Here is a 14,992-nt window from a genome sequence, read left to right as displayed (position 1 = left end):
TAGGGAATTAGTAGGGTGCTCATGCGATTTAAAGGATTTCGGTCAGAATTAACTTTGTCTTTAGAGGGCAATATTGTTTGGGCTACATTTCGAGGCGCCGCAAGTACTGAGTTAATGTCGTTTTTTGCTAACTCGGTTGAAGAGGTCATAGCGCCTTTAAACGGGGAGTTTTGGGCATTAATTTGCATTTCAGATGACTTAGAAGCTGCGACCCCAGAAGCCGAAGTTATACTAGTTGACGCAATACGAATGAATCAAAACCTCGGTTGTCGAGTCAGTTGTTATGTTTTCCCTACAGCACTTTCTCGATATCAAATGGACCGTGCCCTGAGAGCTGCGGGCGTTGCGGATGGAATTGACGGCAAGCTTTATGCTACCAAAGATGAAGCAAAAGCAGCGGCTTTGTCTCATTTATCGAAGATAGCAAAGCGGTAGTATTTAAAGTCCAGTTTTTAGTGATTTACTAAAACTGGACTTGTTGTTTTAAGTGGTTCTGGCTAGTTTTTAGGTTTTAAAACTAGACAAGGATGTACCATGAAAAACTATTTAATAACCGCTTTATTATTCCTATTATTTACCCCAGCCAAAGGTAACTGCGAACTTATCGCCTTTGCCCTTACGGCGGATGGCACCAAAAACCTAGTGAATTACCAAAATCCATTTCAAGCTGGGTTTTCCTCACCTGATGATTATTTTGGCGAATTTAATCCGATAGATTTCGACGCGTTACCAAGCAGTTTAATTGACGAAACACTTAGTTCTCCGGCTGATAATCTCGGATTTAAAAGTATCACCACTGCATCGCAGTTCACCCCTTTATTTGCTTTATCTGACACGGTTAATTCGCAAACCTCCGGGCAGTGGGTCGAGGCTCAATGGTTATTTTCAATTGCTGGATATAACAGTATTAACCTTGGAATCGACTTTGCTGCGATGGGAGACTTTGAAACTTCTGACAAGCTAGAGTTCGATTATTCAATAGACGCTAGCGAACACCAGGCATTGTTTAACATTCAAACCGAAAACAGCAAAGAAATGCAGTATATTATGGCGTCAGGAAAATCAGTGACCTTTCAAGATCCGCTATCGATAGATGGCCAATTAATGACAAACGAGTTTGCCACATTTAATCGAGGGATTGCAGCAACAGGCAATACATTAGCACTTAGATTACGCGTTAAAGCTGACTCTGGAAGTGAAATTTTTGGTCTTCGCAATATTAATATATTTGGCGAAGCGGCACCTGATGTAGTTAACGTACCAGAGCCGGATCACAGAGCCATTTTTCTGTGCGCAGCGCTCGGTCTATTATTAAGAAAGAGATAGTAATACTAATCCGCCTAGTAGCCCTAGGCGGGTTATTTATTAATGCTCAGCTTACCAAATTACCTTTTTGTACGTAGATGTTCATTGAGTTTCATCAGTTCAATATGAACATTAAAAAACTTCTCTAACATAATTGGATTCGACAGCGTGGTTGCCGGTAGTTGACGACTGTTATTTACCAATATGGTTTGAAAGTCATCGGTATTTGATATCTCTAACTGTAGTGATAAGTATTTTTGGTCTTCAATATTAGCGGTGAGTTTTACAGTCCAAAATGCATTGCTAGGTTGGCTTTGAATTGAAAAAGAACGCGATTGAAGGTACTTACTTAATATTTTTACATAAGGTTGCTCGGCGTCAATATAAACCGAGTTGCTTGCTAGTGATAAGCTAGAGTTGTAGGCCGTTAGGTCAAACTGGTAATAGGTTTTTGCCGTATCTTGGACCGACAAATTATCAATGACCGTTAAGTGTTTTGCAAATAACTCAGGTCTTACGACAACATTATATAGGTTGAGTTTTTGAGTTAAATATTGATTTAGATTTTGAGCAGTCGTTACAAAATGAAACATTGCCGGAGGGGGAAAATCAAAAAGTGACTCAAATTTTACTTGCTCGGCGAGTTCAAAGTTTCCTTTAGCAGTGGTGCAGGTATCGTTACCAACAAATGAAAAATCATGCTGCAAGGTTGTTTTGTTTAACTTAAGCGTGAGTAAATATTCGATATATTCACGCTGCTTTTTTTTCAGGTTATGTTTATTTGCTAAGGAAGTTGAAATTTGACGATACTCAACGCGCAGGTAATTACTCAAGTTTTGGTAAGAGGTTTCAATTAACGCTTGCTGTATGCCTCTGCCATATAAACAAAGTTGTGTTTCAACGTTGACCATTTGAGTTGTTTCGTCATAACTGACTTTATGGGTCGGGTTAGCAAAAACGGAACTGCTCATTAGGAAACCAAGAACAACGAATAGACGATACATGTTTATAGCCTCGTGGTGACAAAGTCTTCAGGCAGGCCAACAGAGACTGCAAATATTTTTTGTTCATTTGGAACACGAAAAATCGTATTGGCTGATGCTTTTTTTAACTTGTCTGCTTCGTCGCTATTTTTCCATCGAATGATGTGGGCGATGGAACTATTTTTTGATGGTTTAACTTCAGCTACAGCAATAGGCTCTACAAAACCCATTTCGTATCGAAATAAGATCATAGTTTCTTTATTCAAAATACCAGCATTGCGACCTCTATCAAGTGTTGCTTGGTCGTTTCTAAACGCTAAAACCTGGGCGCTTGATGGCATTTCCGTTAATAACCGTGATAGTAAAATGTCAAAAGACTTAGATGCCATGCCAGAAAATACAGCACTGATGTTTTCTAAATCATTGTAATTAAAGCCAGTGTAATAACGGTTATTAACTTCGGTATAAACAAAAAACTCTTTGTCTCGCACGTCCGTGCCTTTTACCCGAATTTTTCCGATGTTTGGATAGGCCAGTTTTTCTTTGGTAAAAGGGTCGATAACACTGGTTGTCATTTCGACATTATACTGAGCGACGCCATTGTACTCGGCGTAAAATCGTTCTGCGGTTTTTATGGTGTCGAGTTTAATTAGGTAGTCTGGACGCAGAACTTTTTTGTTCGCAATAACTTGCGCCAATTCCATTGCATCCTGTTCCATAAATTGTTGAGTTTGCTCTGTTTCGGTAATCGTATCTCGCGTCACGATGCGGAATCGGTTTACGCCGGCTAGTTGATTTTCTAACATCAATCCGAGACGATCGTTAGTGAGTTGCTCCATTGCATTGCGTTCTTGCTCATTAGTGGTGACGATTCGGTTGTCACCAAAATAAATACGTACGTTTTTCTTCTTCAATGGGCAGGTGGACGATTCATTATCTATGGAAAAGTTACATGAATTTAACCCTTGGGTGTCAAAGTTTGACGGTACTTGTATATCTTTGTCTTCAAATTTATAGGCTGAGCGAGCGACCGTTATAGTTGAAGACACATTATTTGGAACGAGGTTGTTGGTCGTTTTTTCCGGATATTTAACGTCAACACCAGAACAAGCAAGCATAAAAAGGGATATGCAAAACGACGCACAAACTTTTAAGGGAGTTTGAAATTTGTGTTTAGTGACCAATGGCTCAAAGTTTTTCATCTAATATCTCTTGAATTTTTTTCGTAATCTCTAACACTGCTTTTTCATCGTCAATAAAGTCATTGGCAATTGACGCCATGTGAATGCGTATTTCAGCAAGGTTATAAGCTTCTGATATTTTACCTGCGTTTAACAACATTGTGAGTGCATCTGCACCGAGTAATTCTTCTGAATTTTCTTGAAAAAATGAGGCTAAACGAACTGTTTGTTTAACTAATTCACCTGCCAAAATGGTGTTTTGTTTTTGGATCTCATCATTAGCGGTTCGGTAACGTTGGAGTTTTGGTCCAATTTTTTGGTCTTCTGTTTCCGCCATCATATCAAATCGACGAACCTCTTCAGCTAGCTCTTCACTTGACTTGCCTTCATTTGCATAAATAAACGAGGTTACATCTTTGTGATCATCAACAATTAGCGTATAGCGACTTAATAGCTCATATTGGTTTTCAAAAATACTCAGTATTGACTCTGTTACCGAATCCATGAGGTTCGAAACCTTAACCTTTTTAAACCCAATATTTTGCATATCAATACTGATCCGGGTTAATCGCTCACCGCGGGGCAGTTTCTTTGCTTCTTCTTCGGTAACGATTTGATGCTCTCCAAATCCGACAAAGCTATTACCTAGTGCGTCGGTTTGCGGCGTCATCACACAACCCGTTAAAACAGCGGTGACGAAACTGACAGCTAAAATTATTTTTATTATTTTTTTCACTGTTATTACTCCGGAACAATACTGTTAAGAGCGGATACTAACGTGCTCCAAGCTATAGATTTATCTTTATCGAATTCAAACACGTCGATTTTTTTAGTTAAAACAACATCACCATTATAGGAAAAAAAGACCTCGCCAATGGCACGATATGCATGGTGATCATTTTGCATCGAATATTGCAGTTCAGGGCCAACTAAGGTCAATTTTAATGTATTAGCCTGGGATGAATTTGAAAACCCCTTTTTGAGCAACCGGTCGGAATAAGATTTTGCTAATCCTAATTCATCTTGTTTATTGGTGATCACAGTGAAAGCGGTTTGATTAATTCGGTCATTGCTTGCGATTCGAAAGCGATTTAGTGCATTTTCGATTGTTTGTACCGGTTGTTGATAGGCGCGCAGCAACGATAAGTACTTTTGATATAGAGGGAGGTATTCGTCTAATTTAAGTCGATTAACCAAAATTTGTGCGGCTGGCACCTTGTCACTATTGGTCAGAGGCAAGATGACATTTGAGAAGTTATCCCGAATGGAATTAAATACGGTCATTTTATCGACGGAAACTAATACGTGGGTTTCTTCGCCTTCTACATGGGTTTTGATTATTTCGGTTTTTACGAAGGTCAATTGCTCCGAGGCTTGAACTGTGGACATGTTGAGTCTTTGGTTAAGCTTACCGTTGTCTAAGTTAGAGTAACTCTCTGTCTCACTTTCAACGTTGACAATTAGTCGTAAAGCTAAGTTTGTTAAGGCATTAGACTTAGCTACTTCTAAAGAACTACCAGAGCCTACTGAATAGAAATTTGATTGTGAATCGAGGGATGGTGCATGCACCCAATTAGGAATAGATTGAGCGCACCCAAACTGTGAAAGCAATAATAACATTATTGTCCATATAGTTTTCATTGATCCATTTCACTTAGTATTTATTAAAGTCGACATTTAAAGACTATCTACACTTTATAGAATAGTCAATTTCACACTGACTAAACAAAATAAAAAGTCTTAATCGACAAATAAAAGTTCTCAAAATTGCGTTAGATGCAGTAGACTAAAGTTAACTAAAAGGGAGATGGTCATGTTCAAAAAATCACTTGTCGTAGCACTGTTATTATCAACAATAACGGGGTCATATGCTTCGGATGAAAAGGAATTTAAAGAGTGGTTAAAGCAGTATAAGAAAGAATTTAAAACCTTTGTCGATGAACATGACAAAGAGTTCGCTCAATTTTTAAAAGCAAACTGGGTTGAAACCGAAGTAGAACCTGAGGTGAAACGCGATTCGAAACCTAAAGTGACTGCCCCTCCTAAAACGAAGCCAGAACCAATTGTTGAAGTAGAGGCTGACCCGCAGCCAGTTGTTCTTTTGCCGCCAGCAAAACCTGTTGAGCCGGTTCCGCCCCCAGAAATTGTTAAAAAGCCAGATCCTGTTCCTTCCGAACCAGAACTTGTTCACAAACCAACTGAACCAAAGCCGCTGCCAAAACCGCTACCTAAACCAAAGCCTGTTGTTAAACCAGCGCCTGAGCAGTTTGTTTATGTGAAAAAAGGCGAAAGCAGGACAACAGTGAGAATGTTGGGGCAAACATTGGTGATGCCGAAACTAGACGCCAAGCCGCTTGGGATCAGAAAATTAGACAGTAATACGATTGCCGATAGCTGGTTGTCGATGGCAAAAACTCAGTTTAAAGATCAGGTGGCAGCTATTAAAGCTGCAGCTGACGATTTGGCGTTAGATGATTGGGGCCAAGCACTATTAACTCATGAATATTTGGTTTCGGGCTCACGACTAAGCAAGAACGATATGCAGTTATACAGTTGGTTTTACCTTGTTAAGCAGGGGTTTAATTCCAGAGTTGCGTACAACGATGGCAAAGCTTATTTAATGCTGAGCGTGAAACAAAAATTGTTTGGCCAAAAATACTTTTCTTTGAAAGATGGCAAATACTACTTTGTTGATCTTGCCGAAAAGCAACCCATTAGTGTTGGTAGTGTGTATACCTATGACAAGCAACATAGTTCGGCAAGTGAACAAGTTAATATTGATTTAAGCGTTGCGCCGAAACACGGAACCGCTGATAAATCACGAAAATTAACCACAACAATAGACAATAAGTCGGTAACGGTGAGTACGCATTACAACTCTTCGTATATTGAGTTTTTAGATCATTATCCTCAGTTGAGCATGGAATACTATTTTCAAGCTGAGTTACCCGATGGCACCAAACAGGAACTGCTGAATCAATTACGTCCTTATATACTGGGCATGTCAGAGCAACGCGCTTTAAATGTTATATTGCACTTTGTGCAAAAGAGCTTGCGTTATCAAACAGACCAACAGCAATTTAACTATGAAAACTATTTGTTCGCCGGTGAAACCATTCATTATCCTTATGCTGACTGTGAAGACCGAGCGGTACTATTTGCCTATCTAGTGAAAAATTTGCTAGGGAATGAAGTTGTCGGTTTACAGTATGACGGGCATATAGCGACCGCCGTTGCCGTAAAATCGGATATTCAAGGTGATGCATTTACGGTTAGAGGCAAACGTTTTGTGGTTGCGGATCCTACGTTTATCAACGCTAATATTGGTCGTACGATGACAGGTTATGAAAATCAATCACCACAAATCATTTCGTTCTGATAGATTGGTTATATGCAACAGTATAAACGGTAAGGGTTTACGTGAATAAACTAATAATAAAATTATTTGCTAACCGCTTGTCGGTTTTTTATCTGTTTTTATTCACTTTGATTACCTTTAATTATTGGCCTAGTTGGGCTGAAAAGTTTTCATATCAGTTTACTGATCTAGAAATATCGCTACTACATAAGTTGGGATATCATCATGAAATAGATGACCGCGTGGTTGTCTTGGATGTTGATGATAAGTCGATAGACGACTTTGGACGTTGGCCCTGGCCACGTAGTTTAATCGCCGATATGTTTGGTCAACTTGATGCTGCGTCTATTGTAGTAGCGGATATGGTTTTTTCAGAACCGTCAAATGACCCAGCCGAAGATCTTATATTTAGTAATACGCTCGTTGATATGGATAATGTGATCCTAGGCTTTTTCTTGAGAGGAAGAAGCCAAGAACAGGGTGGAGATGAGTCTTATCCCTATATCGAAAACTGTGCTTTACAACGGGTTGAAATAACCTCTACGTATGTCAATTTGCCAGCCATTAAAAATGCTGAAGTTAATATCCCATTAATCGCAGATGCCGCAATGTCCTGTGCGTTGTTCTCAGTCACCGCAGATAGTGATGGTATTTACCGAAACTACCCCCTGTTGTATGTCTATCAAGATCTTGTTTTACCAACTTTAGCGGTACAAGCATTTCAGTTTTACACCAATAAAGAGCTTGAAGTTCAGTTAGATAATACTGGAATTAGAAAACTGACAGGTGATAATTTACTCATAGAAAACCAAAATTCTGTACTGTTAAACTTTCCAAGGAAAATAGCTACTGTCAGTGCATCTGATGTCCTAAATGGTCATATTTCTCCAGAGTTTTTTGAGGATAAAATTGTACTCATTGGTTTGTCAGAAATAGGACTTTATGACATTCGACCCACCGCCCTTGACCCATATACTCCCGGCGTTCATCTTCATGCGGCTGCTTTGTCTAATATGTTGCAAAATAATTGGTATGAGCACGAGTCCCAAGTCAGTATGATTTTGGCTTTAGTCAGTATTTTAATCTTGTCTATTTTTGCCAAGCTCATTGTAAATGACGGGTTGCGGTGGGGATTATACGTTGGCTATTTTGGCGTGATTTTTGTCGCGTCAATGTCGTATTTGTATGTTGCAAATGAAGCATTAAAGGTATTTGAAATACTATTTTACAGTTTTGTTTGTTTGATCATATTGGAGTTTAAGAACTTCTTGATGACACAAAATCGCTATCGTTCAGTCAAGTCTGCGTTTAGCTCTTACGTTGTACCTCAAGTGGTAGAAAGTATTGTTGAGCAAGGGATTAGTGCTGATCAAAAAGGCAATCTAAAGGAAACCGTTGTGTTGTTTACTGACATTCAAAATTTCACAAACCTGTCGGAAAACTTAGAACCTCAGGAAGTTATTTTACTGCTCAATACTGTATTTGAGCCTGTCACTGAAAATATCATTAATAATGAAGGAATGTTGGATAAATACATCGGCGATGAAGTGATGGCGTTGTTTAATGCCCCTGCTGATATAGAAAGATATCAAGACAAATCTATCATTGCAGCGATTGGTATTCAGCAGGCAGTTAAAGAAATTAACTTAGAGCTGCAAACCTTACAATTACCAAATGTTGCATTGTCACTCGGGCTCGCCCAGGGACCTGTAATCGTCGGAAACATGGGGACGCAACTAAGATACAATTATACGGCTGTTGGCAACACCGTTAATTTGGCGTCGCGTATCACGTCATTGAGTAAGGTGTATGGGCAGCACGTATTAGTGACTAAGGATTTGTTGTCTCAATTATCCGATCAGTATCGCAATATGTTTGCTTTTGTAGATCAAATAATTGTGAAAGGGAAGAGCACAGCAACAGAAGTTTATGGTATCGAAGACGCCTCGAAGTCATTTAACGAAATTGCTCAAACTATGTACCTTCGGGCGTTTACCCTGTATCAAAATGGCGACTTTTCCGCGGCGGAACAAGAATTTATAAAATTAGAAAATGAATATCAGCACAAAGCCGCCCATTGTTTAATTGAACGTTGTCGCGCTCTTAAAAATGACCCCGATTTAGAATGGGATGGTATTTATCGGTTTGACCACAAATAATAAGCAAGTGAACAAAGTTTAGTTTGTTATTCAAACTAACTTATCCCAAGTGCTTAGCAACATGCTAAATAGTCTGAAATGGAGCCCAAATGCATCTAGCACAATTGAATATCGCCACAGCAAAATTTCCTTTAGACGCACCTGAAATTAAAGATTTTGTCGATAACTTAGAGCCCGTAAACTTGCTTGCTGAAAACAGCGACGGTTTTGTGTGGCGATTAAAAGATGAATCTGGTGATGCAACTGCAATAAAGATATTTGATGATCCTAATATTATTGTCAATATGTCGGTATGGACCTCACCAGACGCTTTAAAACACTTCATGTTTAAAACTCACCACCGAGACTTTTTAAGTCGTAAAAAAGAATGGTTTGATGCATTGCCAGAACAAAATTACGTAATGTGGTGGATACCTAAAGGACATATTCCAACGCTTGAAGAAGCCGTAAGTAAACTCGAATTCGTTCGGAAGCATGGCGACACCAATCAAGCTTTTACCTTTAAACGAGTTTTTGATTTTACTAGTTTATAGGTGTAACCCTGTACAACGTATTTAGATAGAATTTAATTACGAATAACCAGAAATAACGTCATCCCAAATAAACAAAATGCCGTCATCCCAAAAGAGCCTCGGCGATATTAGGGATCTCCAACCAAGTGCAGAGGAATCACATAGTTTACCTTCAATTGGCTCAAAGTAATCAGAACAAAAAACGTCATCCTAAAAGAGTCTAAGCGATATTTGGGACCTCCAACCGAGTGCAGAGGAAGTTCATAATCCACCTAAAATTGGCTCAAAGTAATCAGAACAAAAAACGTCATCCCCTAGCTTGTAATATGAGTCGAGCCTTAGCGATATTTGGGACCTCCAACCAAGTGCAGAGGAAGTGCATAATTCGCCTTGCAGGCTGCGCCTTTCTTTGCCTTGCAGGCGGCTATTTCGACTGCGTCGACCTTACTTTTTTCAACAGCCAAAAAAGTAGGCAAAAAGGCCGCTTTCGGCCAAATCCCTAATCCTTATTTAAGATTTATATTATCGTCGAAGACGGGATGAAAGTATGTCCATATACAAGCATCCCTTGCAACGGCGTCCCTGCCGTTCACTTCGAGATATAAATCTCAACTAAGGGGGATTTAGACGAAGTAATATGCAGCCTGAAATTTAGGTGAAATAATCTGGTGGTTTAGATTAAAAACGTCATTCCAAACCAAACAGAAAAAAAACGTCATCCCAAAAGAGCCACGGCGATATTAGGGATCTCCAACCAAACACAGAGGAATCACATATTCCGCCCTAAATTAGCTCATAATTTCAGAACAAAAAACGTCATTCTAAAAGAGTCTAAGCGATATTAAGAACCTCCAACCGAGTGCAGAGGAATCACATAATTCGCCTTAAATTAGCTCATAATTTCAGAACAAAAAACGTCATCCCTAAGCTTGTAAAATGAGTCAGCCACAGCGATATTAGGGATCTCCAACCAAATGCAGAGGAAGAACATAATTCGCCTTTAATTAGCTCATAATTTCAGATGAAAAACGTCATCCCAAAAGAGCCTCGGCGATATTAGGGATCTCCAACCAAATGCAGAGGAAGATCATAATTCGCCATAAATTGACACATAATTTCAGAACAAAAAACGTCATTCTAAAAGAGTCTAAGCGATATTAAGAACCTCCAACCGAGTGCAGAGGAATCACATATTCCGCCCTAAATTAGCTCTTGATTCCAGAAAGAAAAACGTCATCCCAAAAGAGCCACGGCGATATTAGGGATCTACAACCAAATGCAGAGGAATGTCATAATTCGCCCTAAATTGACTCATAATTTCAGAAGAAAAACGTCATCCCTAAGCTTGTAAAATGAGTCAGCCACAGCGATATTTGGGATCTCCAACCCAGTGCAGAGGAATCACATAATTCGCCTTTAATTAGCTCATAATTTCAGAAGAAAAACGTCATCCCCTAGCTTGTGAAATTAGTTTGTAGCAAAGGTTTGTGTAATTTGATACAAATATAAATATTGTTAAAAAGAGGAAAGTTTCCTCTGATTAAACTGTTAGAAGCTCTCTCGAAAATTGGTGTTATAGTGCTATAGTGCTATAGTGCTACAATGTTATAACTCCAAACTGTTAATGAGAAATATTATGAGTAATCTATCTAAGCGTTCAACTGTTTATTTTGAGCCTGCCATCCACCAAGCCTTAAAAATGCGTGCTGCATCTTCTGATGTATCTGTTTCTGAATTAATTGACGAAGCAGTGCGACTATTGATGCGCGAAGATCAAGAAGATTTAGCTGCCATTTCAGAACGCTTAAATGAGCCAGAGATCACTTATGAAGATTTCCTGAATGAGCTGAGAGCCGATGGCAAAATATAAAATCACATTTAAGAAGTCCGTAAGCAAAGATTTTAAGAACATTCCAAAAAAAGATGTATCGAAAATACTGCATAAAATAGAGAGTCTAGCCGAGGACCCAAGATCTGAAGGATGTATCAAGTTATCTGGATCAGAAAACTATAGGGCTAGACAAGGGTTATACAGAATCATCTATGAAATACGTGATGACGTTTTGATAGTAAATGTGGTCAAAGTTGCACACAGGTCTACAGTGTATAAGAGCATCTAACAAGAGACTATGGCGTCAATAGTTAATTTCACATCTTTGGCGCTTCCCATAAAACACCATCTCTGAGCATCGAATTTAAGATAACTATCATCTTCCTAATACATGCAATTATGGCTACTTTTTTCGGCTTTCCAGCCGCAACTAAGCGTTGATATGTTTCTTTGAAAACTGGATTTGATTGAATGGCTGACATCATCGCCATGTATAAAACCGTTCTCACTTGGTGCCTTCCTCCTTGGATTTTTCTTTGACCTTTTAAGCGACCACTTTCTCGATTCATAGGTGCAACACCTACTAAAGCTGAGGCTTGTTTGTTCGTCATATAACCTAATTCTGGCAGGTTGCTAATGAGTGAAGCGGATGCGATTTTACCTATGCCTTTCATACTTTGAAGAATTGTGTTTTTGGCTTGATAATCTGGACAGCTTTCAATTAGCTCAACAATTTTATTTTCTATCTTTGTTATCTGATTTTTGAATGCGGTAAGGATAGGTTTAATCGTCATGGCTAAGTTCTTAGGTAAGATTTGTAGTCGGTTCTTTTCCATGGTTTGCATCACTAACAATTGATTTCTTCTTGCGACTAAATCGCTCATAGCTTGCATTGTGTCTGGCTTTAATTGAGATAAGTTCGGTTTTATCGCTTCACCGTAATGGGCTATTAATTGCGCGTCTAACTTGTCTGTTTTAGCGCGTTGACCTATCGCACCAGCAAAGCGCTTTATGTGAATTGGATTGGCAATTACAAACGGTAATTTGGCTTTGGCGCATGCGATTATAAAAGGCATTTCAAGACGACCTGTAGCTTCGATAATAATGCGCTCAGGCTTATGTTTCTTAATTTCTTTAACCGCGTCATTGATCCCTTTTTCATCGTTTGAAACGGTGAAATAAATATCCAAAGGGCGGATATAAATGTCGAGTTGGAACTTACCAGTATCAACACCGACGTTAATGTTTTGATTTGTTTTTGTATTCATAATAAGCTGACTCTTGCTTGCATAATGCGGGTTCGAGACCCAGTAGACTATTCGAGTTTTGTGCTTGAAGTCTTTTGTGGCGTTCTTTCTTGTTATCGGTCTCTCAACTGAGGAGCCATCGCTCAATCGAACTGCCACAAAAGAGGGCTTTAGTTGCAGCTAAAGCCTGGGTCTCACTTTACCCGAAGTAGGTTTATTTGGTGAAGTTATTATCCATACAAGCGCATTAAGTCAGACGGCTTCAACTTCGGCCTCATTTAATGCAAAAGAAACGACGCATAAATGCGTCCTAAATTGGTCCGCTGCTTATGCGGGCGTTAGGCAATTAAGTGAGAGGTGATGAACTTTTTTCTAATTCAAATAATTAATCTTTTGATAGCTATTGTTTTTATTGGTGTTGGTTTTTCAATTGGAATGTGGGAGTTAAATGCAGCTTTTAATTCTATTATTCATGTTCCTGGTATTTTGTTATGGTCATTCTTTGCGGGTAATGGCTTTATTTGGTTAATCGTTATTTTAATTTTATGTTTTTATTACTATAAAAATAGAAATAAGTTGTTTTTATATGGACAATTAGTATCTTCATTAATTTTAGGTATTAGCTTTGGTGCACAATGGGTAATTGCCTAACAAGTCACTGCAAAGGACTAAAACAGCTGGCTATTGCTCGTGCCACGCTATTTTAGCCAACAATTTTAGCCTCTGAGTGAGGCGTTAGAAGACTAGGAGGGGTCGGTGCATAATAAAAAGCAAGATTGGAAAATCATACTACTCGGGTTGTTTTTAGTAGTTGCTCTTGGCTGGTTATCCTGGATTATTATTTCATTTTTTATAGAGTCACTTATTAAAGCTGATGCGAAGATTTCTGCCGCAGTTATTGGGGGGATGTTTACTATATTGGCTGGTTTAGCTGTTGTCTTAATTACACAATACCAAACCAAAAAAAGGGCAATTGAAGAAGCCCATAGAGAGAAAAAAGTAGAAATATACAGAGGATTCCTTGAGACAGTTGAAAAACTACTTCAGGGACAGAATAAAAAATCAAAAGCAAAAGGAATCAGCGACCAGGCTCTAATAGATTACTTAGTTAAGTTTAAGACAAATATTATTCTTTGGGGGTCACCTAAGGTTTTAATTGCGCAGGCAGAGTTTGAACAGCAGTCAAAAGTAAGTGGTAATATTTTTCTTGCTATTGATAACCTATATAGAGCTATTAGAGAGGACATTGGTTTAAGTAACTCAGGTCTACCATCATTGCACCTTGTGAAAATGTATCTTTCAGATCCTGAAGAATTAGAGTCTTTGATAGCGTCTTCTAACAAAGCAAATCAACAAGAACACGTAACAGTTGGCTACGTTTCGCTTCGCTACACAATTTTAGCCAACTACAATTTGCCCCTTAACGAGGGCGTTATTTAGACAAGGAAGCCCATGAGTATTCGTAAGAAAATCCAGAGTAGCATCGATAACTTAATTATGAAAAATGGACCGCATCGATACGAAATAAATGAACACAGAATTAAATGTAATCAGTGTCAAAATGAATTTTTTGACAAAGGTGAGGCTCAGTTAAATACAGCTGGTATGAGTTTCATAGGTTTAGACTGGGCGAATAAGACCGCTACCACCTTAGCGTGTCGAAACTGTGGATTTATAATGTGGTTCGTTAAAACGCTTACAAAAGTACCTAATAGATAGGTCGATACAACAAACGCATCAATACAGACTTCACAACTTAGTCCGTATTTTTGCTAAAAGAAACGATGCAAAAATGCATCCAAAATTGTCCCACTTCTTATGCTTCTGGCAGTACTGTGGGGATACAGAAAAAGCACGAAAAGAAACTACGTCTTATTCTGGCTAATTTAGATCAAGCAGAAGAACCAGATGATATGGATCTTCCTGGTTTATTTATGCACCAACTTATAGGTGATAGAAAAGATATTTGGTCTGTTCGTGTAAGCGGAAACTGGCGCATAACATATATGTTTATTCTTACTATTGAAGATTATCAAAGGGTGAGTTGGAGCATCAGATTTGATAGCGTAGACTTCAATTTTGTAAATGATCCTGTATATATATCGGATGCAAAGTTTTCTGAACTTAACGGGTTAAATATTGCTGAGTTTAGCGATGATGATGGACTCATTATTAAAATTATATATGGTAACTGTGCAGCAGTGTGCTTATAACACATATGAACCTTCTTCCGTCAAATAGACAATAGGATCTTTTTTAGCTGCTGTTAGGCAGCTAATTGTATTCGTCAATCAGCAAAATAATCTACTTCGCAATGTCACTGTGACCGTTAAAATTGTTTACGGCAAACACATATAGAGGCTCTCTTATTGTGATCTCATCACTGCCTAACTCTGTCATTCCTTTTGTTGGTTAG

General features: G+C 38.7%; 15 protein-coding genes. 10 read left to right on the top strand and 5 right to left on the bottom strand.

The window, feature by feature from the left end:
• Positions 1–21: 21 nt before the first annotated feature.
• Together KO525_RS00080 and KO525_RS00075 are read left to right on the top strand one after the other, a co-directional pair.
• A complete protein-coding gene (locus KO525_RS00080) occupies positions 22–435 on the top strand; it encodes a hypothetical protein (protein WP_215961754.1) in 414 nt (137 codons plus the stop codon).
• Between the two features lie 99 nt (positions 436–534).
• Complete coding sequence (locus KO525_RS00075) at positions 535–1,326, top strand: hypothetical protein (protein WP_215961753.1); 792 nt, start codon at positions 535–537, stop codon at positions 1,324–1,326.
• Positions 1,327–1,385: 59 nt separating this feature from the next.
• Here KO525_RS00075 and KO525_RS00070 read toward each other — a convergent pair whose 3' ends face one another.
• From KO525_RS00070 to KO525_RS00055, 4 genes are read right to left on the bottom strand one after another with little or no spacing between them, the layout of a single operon-like run.
• The gene (locus KO525_RS00070; RefSeq protein ID WP_215961752.1) at positions 1,386–2,309 is read right to left on the bottom strand and encodes a hypothetical protein; all 924 of its coding nucleotides are present in this window, start codon (positions 2,307–2,309) and stop codon (positions 1,386–1,388) included.
• Between the two features lie 2 nt (positions 2,310–2,311).
• Complete coding sequence (locus tag KO525_RS00065) at positions 2,312–3,490, bottom strand: hypothetical protein (protein WP_215961751.1); 1,179 nt, start codon at positions 3,488–3,490, stop codon at positions 2,312–2,314.
• Positions 3,477–4,205, bottom strand: a complete 729-nt coding sequence (locus tag KO525_RS00060) for a hypothetical protein (RefSeq protein WP_215961750.1) — start codon at positions 4,203–4,205, stop codon at positions 3,477–3,479. The genes KO525_RS00065 and KO525_RS00060 overlap by 14 nt, the downstream gene beginning before the upstream one ends.
• Before the next feature lie 5 nt (positions 4,206–4,210).
• A complete protein-coding gene (locus tag KO525_RS00055) occupies positions 4,211–5,110 on the bottom strand; it encodes an LPP20 family lipoprotein (RefSeq protein WP_215961749.1) in 900 nt (299 codons plus the stop codon).
• Positions 5,111–5,282: 172 nt separating this feature from the next.
• Here KO525_RS00055 and KO525_RS00050 point away from each other — a divergent pair, with 172 nt between their 5' ends.
• From KO525_RS00050 to KO525_RS00030, 5 genes are all read left to right on the top strand, one after another.
• Complete coding sequence (locus tag KO525_RS00050; protein ID WP_215961748.1) at positions 5,283–6,848, top strand: hypothetical protein; 1,566 nt, start codon at positions 5,283–5,285, stop codon at positions 6,846–6,848.
• A 41-nt stretch (positions 6,849–6,889) separates the two neighbouring features.
• Entirely contained in the window at positions 6,890–8,986 is a 2,097-nt protein-coding gene (locus tag KO525_RS00045) for an adenylate/guanylate cyclase domain-containing protein (RefSeq protein ID WP_215961747.1), read from the top strand.
• Positions 8,987–9,075: 89 nt separating this feature from the next.
• Positions 9,076–9,519: a DUF3291 domain-containing protein gene (locus KO525_RS00040; protein ID WP_215961746.1), complete on the top strand. Its 444-nt coding sequence runs from the start codon at positions 9,076–9,078 to the stop codon at positions 9,517–9,519.
• 1,615 nt (positions 9,520–11,134) lie between these two features.
• Entirely contained in the window at positions 11,135–11,368 is a 234-nt protein-coding gene (locus KO525_RS00035) for a ribbon-helix-helix domain-containing protein (protein ID WP_215961745.1), read from the top strand.
• A complete protein-coding gene (locus tag KO525_RS00030) occupies positions 11,355–11,618 on the top strand; it encodes a type II toxin-antitoxin system RelE/ParE family toxin (RefSeq protein WP_215961744.1) in 264 nt (87 codons plus the stop codon). Before KO525_RS00035 ends, KO525_RS00030 begins: the two co-directional genes overlap by 14 nt.
• A gap of 28 nt (positions 11,619–11,646) precedes the next feature.
• Here the strand turns inward: KO525_RS00030 and KO525_RS00025 are convergent, their stop codons facing one another.
• Complete coding sequence (locus KO525_RS00025) at positions 11,647–12,597, bottom strand: IS110 family transposase (RefSeq protein WP_215961743.1); 951 nt, start codon at positions 12,595–12,597, stop codon at positions 11,647–11,649.
• Between the two features lie 339 nt (positions 12,598–12,936).
• Between KO525_RS00025 and KO525_RS00020 the strand changes: the two genes are divergently transcribed.
• From KO525_RS00020 to KO525_RS19890, 3 genes are all read left to right on the top strand, one after another.
• Positions 12,937–13,227 (top strand): hypothetical protein, encoded by a 291-nt coding sequence (locus KO525_RS00020; protein ID WP_215961742.1) that lies wholly within the window; start codon positions 12,937–12,939, stop codon positions 13,225–13,227.
• Between the two features lie 105 nt (positions 13,228–13,332).
• Positions 13,333–14,016 carry a hypothetical protein gene (locus tag KO525_RS00015; protein ID WP_215961741.1) on the top strand — a complete coding sequence of 228 codons (684 nt, stop codon included), beginning with the start codon at positions 13,333–13,335 and terminating at the stop codon, positions 14,014–14,016.
• A gap of 344 nt (positions 14,017–14,360) precedes the next feature.
• The gene (locus tag KO525_RS19890; RefSeq protein WP_371744358.1) at positions 14,361–14,789 is read left to right on the top strand and encodes a type II toxin-antitoxin system RelE/ParE family toxin; all 429 of its coding nucleotides are present in this window, start codon (positions 14,361–14,363) and stop codon (positions 14,787–14,789) included.
• The last annotated feature ends 203 nt before the right edge of the window (positions 14,790–14,992 follow it).

The organism is Psychrosphaera sp. B3R10 (assembly GCF_018861025.1).
GTDB classification, from domain to species: Bacteria; Pseudomonadota; Gammaproteobacteria; order Enterobacterales; family Alteromonadaceae; genus Psychrosphaera; species Psychrosphaera algicola.
This window is presented reverse-complemented; position numbering and strand designations above follow the sequence as displayed.